The sequence below is a fragment of the Methylobacterium sp. WL7 genome, from assembly GCF_008040085.1.
In the GTDB taxonomy this organism is placed as follows: domain Bacteria; phylum Pseudomonadota; class Alphaproteobacteria; order Rhizobiales; family Beijerinckiaceae; genus Methylobacterium; species Methylobacterium mesophilicum.
Map to the genome: position 1 here is coordinate 1 of NZ_VRVG01000188.1, position 6,953 is coordinate 6,953.

The window sequence follows — 6,953 nt, forward strand, 5'->3', positions numbered from 1 at the left end:
GATCGCGCGGCTTGCCGGCCAGACGATCTCGTTCCTCCAAGGCTTTGCTCAGGCTTGCCGGCCTGTAGCGACACCCCTCGATCTTAAGAGCCTCAATGTAGTCCTGCCAGGACGGGGCGCTCTTGTTTCCCTCAGTGCTGCGTATCCGTGCCACCTCCAGTGCTCCTGCATCCGCTTCGCGGCTGACTGGCTGCCACCCGCTGTCGAGATCCAATCGACAGCAAAGGAGGTGGGAAGTGTCCCACAGCTCATGGGAGACGCGCGTGACTGCGCTCGCGTGTGAAATCCAAGACGCTTTGAAGTTGATCGCCCCTCCGATGGAGGGCGGCAACATCAAGTCGAGAATAGCGTCCGCCGCTCGCGTGACGGGGCTGTCTTACTGGCGAGCCTGGGACCTTTGGTACGGCAAAGCCCGGCGCATCGACGCCCATGAAGCTGACCTTATTCGAACCGCTCGGCGCCGCCGGGCAGAAAGTCATCGGAATGAGCTTACGGCGCTTGCGACCGACTTTGAGGCTCTTGCGGAACGCCTTGCCGCACTCGCTGCGCACTCTTCTCGGGAAGAGTCTGACCGGGCTCGGCTTCTCGCTAGCCGAGTTCGGCGCTTGGCTGCGGGAGAGTGACTGATGCCGAACGCCGCCGGGCACGTCACCAACCTTGAGCTTCGCCGCATGCAGGATCTGCGTGCGGCAGGCCTCACCAACACCGAGATCGCGAGCGCTGTCGGGTGCTCGCGCGGGACAGTGCTTCGCTACGTCGGCCTGTCCCCGACCCCGCCGCGCACTGTCGAGCGCCAGCATCTCGCTCGCGACCGGATGCGCGACCGAGCCCTTCGCTACACGGCCTTTGTCGAGCGCGCTGCGGCCTACGCCCCGCTCCTCGTCCCGCCCAGCCCCTTCTGACCCCTCTCACTGCACGAGGCCCTATGCCTACGGCGTCCGCTATCATCGCAGGCCAGCCAGAACGGAAAGCGGCCGATCGCGTCCTGCTGCGCCTTCCGATGCCGCCCTCGTCCAATGCCGTCTGGGCGCATCGCCAGGGTGGTGGCGTCCGCCTGTCGGATCGCTACCGGCGCTGGCTGACGGATGCCGGCTGGCGGATCAATCAGCAGCGGCCGGGCCGGATCGCGGGCGGCTACGTGCTGACCTTGTGGCTGCCGGCCGTGTCCCGTCTTGACCAGGACAACGCCATCGCCGGCGTCTCCGACATCCTGCAGAGCTTCGGCATCATCGGCAATGACCGGGATGCTGAGGAAACGCATCTGCACTGGCACGGGTCGTCGAATGACCTGATCGCCGAGCTGCGCCCGTTCGTCGGCCTCTCGCGCGTCCAGCGGCCCTGCGCAGCATCGGAGGCAGCATGAGCGTGCGTAAGGAACAGCTCTCCGAGAACGTCGTCGTGATCTGTGGCGATAACCGCGAGATCCTACCGACCCTCGGCCGGTTCGACGCCTGCGTGACGGATCCGCCCTACGGGATTGGCGAGAGCGCTAAGAAGAACAACACGCGCGGCACGCTGGCCAAGCCGAACGACTACGGCACGGACGCCTGGGATGCCGAACCGGCTGACCCGGTCGTCCTCGACTGGATCCGCTCCAACACGCTCTGGCAGATCATCTTCGGCGGCAACTATTTCGCGCTGCCCGCCACCTCGTGCTGGCTGGTCTGGGACAAGGTCAACGGCGACAACGATTTCGCCGATTGCGAACTGGCTTGGACGAACTTGCCCAAGGCCGTCCGTCGCATCCACTGGATGTGGAACGGCATGCTCCGCAAGGGCAAGGAGCCTCGCTTCCACCTGACCCAGAAGCCGCTCGGCGTGATGTCGTGGTGCCTGGATCAGCTGCCGGCCGGCGTCGAGACCGTCGTGGATCCGTACTGCGGTTCGGGCACGACCGGCGTGGCGTGCGTCGGCAAAGGCCTCGGCTTCACCGGCGTTGAGCGTGAGGTTCACCACTTCGACACGTCGTGTCGGCGCATCGCTGAAGAGCTTCGTCGGCCGCGCCTCTTCGCGGAGCCTGCCGCCCGTCCGGTTCAGGAGGCGCTCCTATGACCTCCTGGCTCCGCTACGCGCGCCACACAGACGTTCCAGCGCTCATCATGGCTGGTTGGACTGTCTGCGCTGACCTCGGCCCCACGCACGGCTTCTACGCCGTCCTGATGCACTGGTGCGGGGAGGGCGACCCGTCATGAGCGACCTAGAACAAACCCTCGCCGGCAAGGCTGGCCTGTTCTTCCGGGTTGACCGCCTCACCGACTCTGGCTGGCAGCAGGAGCAATCCGCCCGCCAGTCCCTAGAGCGCTGGTGCGCCTACTGTGGCCAATCCTCCTGCTACGGCTTCGGAGAGACGCTGACGACGGCGGGTGTGCTGACCTGCTCCGACCCGTCCTGCATCGCCTCTGCCGAGGCTGAGATCGCATCGAAAGATCGCGTGCAGTCTGCTCGCGAAGTTTCGTCCGAGGCTCCTCCCGCCAAGCCCCATACCCCCGTCACCGACACGCTGGATCTGTTCGGGGAGGCCGCATGAGCATTCGCGCCGGGCTGTTCCACGACCCCTACCTGATCGGCAACGGGCGCTGGTGCTCGTGCTGTTTCCCCGACGGGCCGCCGGAGAAAGACGACTGGCGGCCACGGATGCACAGTCGGCTGCGTCGCGGCTGTAACGAGTGCGCGGGTGCCAGCCGCATCACCTTTACCGCTGAAGAGCTTGTCGCTGCGGCTATCGCCGGCCGGCATTCCAATCGCTCCGATGCAACCGAGCGGGGAGGGCGATCATGACCAACACCATCACCCTCACCCGAGAGCAGGACGAGACGATCTGGTCTCAGCTCAAGCAGGTTCGCAATTCGACCTCAGACCTTTGCGGACTGAGGGACGCTTGCGACGATCTCGGCATGACATCCGCCGTCGCCAAGATTGAGCGGTCGCAAAGAGAGATCGCGGACGCCATCACCGAGATCGCGACGATTTTGCTCGACGCTCAGCGGGCCTCATTCGCGCAGAGATCCGCGCCTAAGCGGTTCTTTTCGCTCAACAAATCCAACAGGGAGGCGTAGACCGCTATGGGTGACGGTCCTCCTTGGTTCAGATGCGACCCGCTCAAGCTCGGCGTGACGCTGTCAATGATGGCGCCGCATGAGGCGGTCGTCTTTATGGTGTTGATGCTGCGCGTTATGGAGAAAAGCGGCCCGGTCACTGAGACCGTCCGCTCTCTTCATCGCCGAACCGGCCTTACGGAAAAGCGCGTCACGGCTGCGCTGGATGGTCTCGCCCGCGTCGGGCATATCGTGGCGCTTTGTTCTGATCGGTACGACGTGCCGGACACGCACGCCGAAATCGCCCGGCAGCAGACCCCAGCCGCGCAGCGCGAGTACAACGGCAAGCCCCAGCGCGAGCTTCCGTATAACTGGGCCGCCATGAAGAGTGCGGTCGTGGAGCGCGACGGTCTCGTCTGCGCCTATTGCGGCGACATCAGCGGCCCGTTCGAGATCGACCACGTCGTTCCCTACAGCCGGGGCGGTGAGAACCATCCGAGCAATCTGTGCGTCGCCTGCAAGCCCTGTAACCGCAGCAAAGGCGCCCGCACGCCTGAGGAATGGCTGTCATGAAGGGCGAATTTTACAAAATGGACTTTCGCGCCTGGGACCACGGCACGGTCGATTTAAATCTAGATCAAGAGGCCGCCTACCTGCGCCTTTGCCATGCCATGTACGGGGTCGGTGGCCCGGTCCCGAATAGCGCTCGGTTCCTCATGGGGATCTTTCGCTGCGGCAATGTGAAGGCCGCATCTCTGGTCAAGCACCTCATTGAGGCTGGCAAGATCGCCGTCACTAAGGACGGCAAGCTGTTCAATCACCGGGTCTCGGAAGAGCTTGCGGATCGTGAGCGTGTGTCAGCCGCGCGCCGCGCCGCGGGTGAAAAAGGCGGGCTCGCAGAGCGATCCACTGGTGTTCAGAGGTCGAGTGAAGGTCGAGTGCCCCAAGAGTGGGCCACGAGTGAACCCCGAGTGGACCCTGAGTGCCGTCCGAGTGAAGCCCGAGTGGACGCGTCTAAGTCATTGAATTCACAAGACCCAAGCGAAGCAATTGCTCCAACGTCGAAAAGCAGAGGAGAGGAGAGGAGAGAAGAACAGGAAGATGCTTCGCATCTCCCTGAGCGCAAGCGCTCACGAGCATCCGAACCCGCAAAGCCCAACATCCTTTGCCCGGTAGATTTTGAGCCCACGGAGCGGCACGCCGCGAAAGCCGCCGAGCGTGGGTACGACCGCGCCTTCGTCGTGAAAGTACGCGACCGGATGTTTCGGTGGTCGCATTCAAACGCCAAGCGGCCGACCGCCAAGAAGACCGACTGGAATTTGGCCCTCTTCGATTTTCTCGAAAAGGCGATGGACGAGGCTGATGAGCGTGGAGGTCGTGGCGGCCAGTTGGCCAAGCCCAGATCCGCGCAAGAGAGCTTCCTGAACCAATCCCGCAATGCAGACCGCGAAATGCGAGGCGAAGATGACCAGAGCCCTTTCCTCTTCGACGCCGAACCGGTCGCTAGCGCGGCAGGATATTCGAACGGACACGCTCGTCCGGCGCTTCTCGAACCACCTGGAGGAAACCGCGGATTTCCGCCGCCGCGCTATCCCGGACCGGCTCGCACCCACTGACGACGAGCGGCGGGAGTTGAAGGCGCGGGTCTGCGAGATCGACAGCGGCCTGACCCGGGCGAGTGAGGCTTCGATCCGCCGGGCGGTGGGCTTGGTGAAGGGGCTGATGGCATCGCCTTCCGTCGCCGAGACGACGGTCGATGAGATCCTGAGCGGCTATGCGCTGGTCCTGACGCCGTATCCGCAGGCCGTCGTGGAGGACATCTGCGCCAGATACCTCGACGGAAGGCTTGGGAACCGGGTCTACGCCCCGACGCCGGCCGAGATCGCCCACGAGTGCCGGGAGATGCTGGCGCCCTTCTACGCCGAGCGTGCGCGGATCGCTCTGATCCTCGATGCCGAGGTCTACGCCACCCCGAGCCCGGCTGAGCAGGCCGAGGTTCAGGCCGCCTACCTGCGGTTCGTCGCCGACACCAACCAGCGGGCCAAGGGCGGCTTCGCGGCGGTCAAGGAAGGCGAGGGGAGTGCTGCTCAGGCAGACCGTGCCGCCGCCAACGCCCACCTCTCCGATCTAGAAGCCCGCAGAGCCAAGCGGGAAGGTGAGATGAAGAAGGAGACAGCAGCGTGAGCACCACTCGCTACGAAGCTAAGGCGACGCCGCAGCACAACGGCACGGCTCGCGTGCTCGACGCTGACCCCGCCATCTGCGCTGGAGAGCGCTGTAGATGGCCAGAGAAGCCCGCTGAGGCCCCTCCGGAGCGTATCGGGAGGTTCGATCCCAGCCTGACCTATTATGCCGCTAGCGTGGCCCCCCAGGGCGAAAGGCGGGCATGCGAGTGGTTGGAGCGGGCAGGCTTCGCGCCGTTCTCGCCAAGCCGTGTGGTCGAGCGGCGCCATGCTGGCCGGAAATCTCTGGTCCGCCGACCTGTGTTCCCGGGCTACGCCTTCGTCGGTAAGGCCAAGAACCAGTCGTGGCACAGCATCCTGCGCGAACCGGGCGTCGTGTCGCTCGTGTCGTCAGGACCGACGCCGATTGTGCTGCCGCCCTGGCAGATGCGGTTGCTTGCGGCAGCCGACGAGTTCGACGGATACGAGGCGCCCAAGCCGCAGAACGCCTTTAGCGAAGGTCAGTCGGTTCGTCTGGTCGGCGCGATGTGGGAGGGACTGATCGGGCAGGTGATGCGGGCACCAGAGAGCCGGCGCATTGCAGTGCTTCTCGATGCTCGCGGCCAGAAACTTAAGCTGGACGTGGACGTTGACTTGGTACGCGCTGCCTGAAATAATCTCGGCGCTTGCAGGGCTGTGTTGCGCGTTTGCATCACCAGTCCTGCGGACGCATGCGCGGCGTACTGAGCTTTGCTCCGCTGCGGCTTCTCTGATTGTGAGGCCAGCATGTCCCTCGTCACCATCCTCCTGATCATCCTCATCCTGGCCGCCTTCGGTGGCGGCGGCTTCATCGGCAACGGCGCCTATCGCGGCCCGGGGTTCTCCATCGCGGGGCTGCTGGTGGTGGTGCTGATCGTGTTGTTGGTGAGCGGCAGGCTTTGAAAGCCGCCGACAAATCAACCGAAATCGAATTCATTCAGAGGTTTCAGTATGGCTCGCGGCGGCGCTCGTCCGGGTGCTGGACGCAAGCCCGGCATTGCGGCTCAGAAGACCAAAGAAGCGCGGGAGCGCATGGCGTCTGAGGGCATCACGCCGCTCGACTACATGGCGGGCCTGCTCAACGGCACGGTCGAGTACGACGAGATCAAGTTCGAAGCCGCCAAGGCTGCGGCGCCGTATGTTCACCCGAGGCTGTCGGCGGTTGAGGCCAAGGTGGCGATGACGGTGGAAGACCTCGACGAGGCTCAGCTCAACGCCGAGATCCTGCGCGAGGGCACGGCGGCTGGTCTGATCTCAGGGGGCTCGACGCACTGATGACGGCCGCTGGCTCAGGCTCCGACGCTGAGCGCCTGGCCGCCAAGCGCCGGCTCGCCGTTCTGCTGGCCGAGAAGAACCGGCGGGCGGCGCGGCGGAAGCTGTTCAGCCTCTACCCAGACACCGGCCCGCTTCGCCGAGAGCTGTATCCGAAGCACCTCGCGTTCTTCGCGGCTGGCGCCACCGAGTACGATCGCTGCATGCTCGCTGCGAACAGGATCGGCAAAAGTTTTGGCGTCGGCGGCTACGAGACCGCGCTCCATCTGACCGGCGCCTATCCAGAATGGTGGGTCGGCCGGCGCTTCAGTCATCCGACTGACGCCTGGGCGGCTGGAGACACCAGCGAGACCACCCGAGACATCGTGCAGGCGATCCTGATGGGTCCGCTCGGCGAACTTGGGAAGGGGCTCATTCCAGGCGACAGCATCATCGGCGAGCCCAG

At 64.7% G+C, this 6,953-nt stretch carries 13 protein-coding genes and 1 pseudogene; all 14 read left to right on the forward strand.

What is annotated here, in order from left to right; genetic code table 11:
* The first annotated feature begins 626 nt into the window (after positions 1-626).
* A complete protein-coding gene (locus FV233_RS27160; protein ID WP_147899371.1) occupies positions 627-902 on the forward strand; it encodes a hypothetical protein in 276 nt (91 codons plus the stop codon).
* Positions 903-925: 23 nt separating this feature from the next.
* Entirely contained in the window at positions 926-1,363 is a 438-nt protein-coding gene (locus tag FV233_RS27165; RefSeq protein ID WP_147899372.1) for a hypothetical protein, read from the forward strand.
* A complete protein-coding gene (locus tag FV233_RS27170; protein WP_147899373.1) occupies positions 1,360-2,052 on the forward strand; it encodes a DNA methyltransferase in 693 nt (230 codons plus the stop codon). The genes FV233_RS27165 and FV233_RS27170 overlap by 4 nt, the downstream gene beginning before the upstream one ends.
* Positions 2,049-2,192 (forward strand): hypothetical protein, encoded by a 144-nt coding sequence (locus FV233_RS30685; RefSeq protein ID WP_187278245.1) that lies wholly within the window; start codon positions 2,049-2,051, stop codon positions 2,190-2,192. The genes FV233_RS27170 and FV233_RS30685 overlap by 4 nt, the downstream gene beginning before the upstream one ends.
* The gene (locus FV233_RS27175; RefSeq protein WP_147899374.1) at positions 2,189-2,527 is read left to right on the forward strand and encodes a hypothetical protein; all 339 of its coding nucleotides are present in this window, start codon (positions 2,189-2,191) and stop codon (positions 2,525-2,527) included. Before FV233_RS30685 ends, FV233_RS27175 begins: the two co-directional genes overlap by 4 nt.
* Complete coding sequence (locus FV233_RS27180) at positions 2,524-2,778, forward strand: hypothetical protein (RefSeq protein ID WP_147899375.1); 255 nt, start codon at positions 2,524-2,526, stop codon at positions 2,776-2,778. Before FV233_RS27175 ends, FV233_RS27180 begins: the two co-directional genes overlap by 4 nt.
* The gene (locus tag FV233_RS27185) at positions 2,775-3,056 is read left to right on the forward strand and encodes a hypothetical protein (RefSeq protein ID WP_147899376.1); all 282 of its coding nucleotides are present in this window, start codon (positions 2,775-2,777) and stop codon (positions 3,054-3,056) included. The genes FV233_RS27180 and FV233_RS27185 overlap by 4 nt, the downstream gene beginning before the upstream one ends.
* Positions 3,057-3,062: 6 nt before the next feature.
* On the forward strand, positions 3,063-3,608 hold the full coding sequence (locus FV233_RS31420; RefSeq protein ID WP_246690107.1) for an HNH endonuclease: 546 nt from the start codon (positions 3,063-3,065) through the stop codon (positions 3,606-3,608).
* The gene (locus FV233_RS27195) at positions 3,605-4,651 is read left to right on the forward strand and encodes a DUF1376 domain-containing protein (protein ID WP_187278246.1); all 1,047 of its coding nucleotides are present in this window, start codon (positions 3,605-3,607) and stop codon (positions 4,649-4,651) included. The genes FV233_RS31420 and FV233_RS27195 overlap by 4 nt, the downstream gene beginning before the upstream one ends.
* Before the next feature lie 16 nt (positions 4,652-4,667).
* Positions 4,668-5,219: a hypothetical protein gene (locus FV233_RS27200; RefSeq protein WP_147899378.1), complete on the forward strand. Its 552-nt coding sequence runs from the start codon at positions 4,668-4,670 to the stop codon at positions 5,217-5,219.
* The gene (locus FV233_RS27205; RefSeq protein ID WP_246690108.1) at positions 5,216-5,869 is read left to right on the forward strand and encodes a transcription termination/antitermination NusG family protein; all 654 of its coding nucleotides are present in this window, start codon (positions 5,216-5,218) and stop codon (positions 5,867-5,869) included. The genes FV233_RS27200 and FV233_RS27205 overlap by 4 nt, the downstream gene beginning before the upstream one ends.
* 114 nt (positions 5,870-5,983) lie before the next feature.
* Positions 5,984-6,139 (forward strand): DUF3309 domain-containing protein, encoded by a 156-nt coding sequence (locus FV233_RS27210; RefSeq protein WP_147899379.1) that lies wholly within the window; start codon positions 5,984-5,986, stop codon positions 6,137-6,139.
* Positions 6,140-6,268: 129 nt separating this feature from the next.
* Positions 6,269-6,511, forward strand: a complete 243-nt coding sequence (locus tag FV233_RS27215) for a hypothetical protein (protein ID WP_210249509.1) — start codon at positions 6,269-6,271, stop codon at positions 6,509-6,511.
* Positions 6,511-6,953 (forward strand): annotated as a pseudogene (locus tag FV233_RS27220) (hypothetical protein); the annotation flags it as partial. The gene FV233_RS27215 and the pseudogene FV233_RS27220, both read left to right, overlap by 1 nt.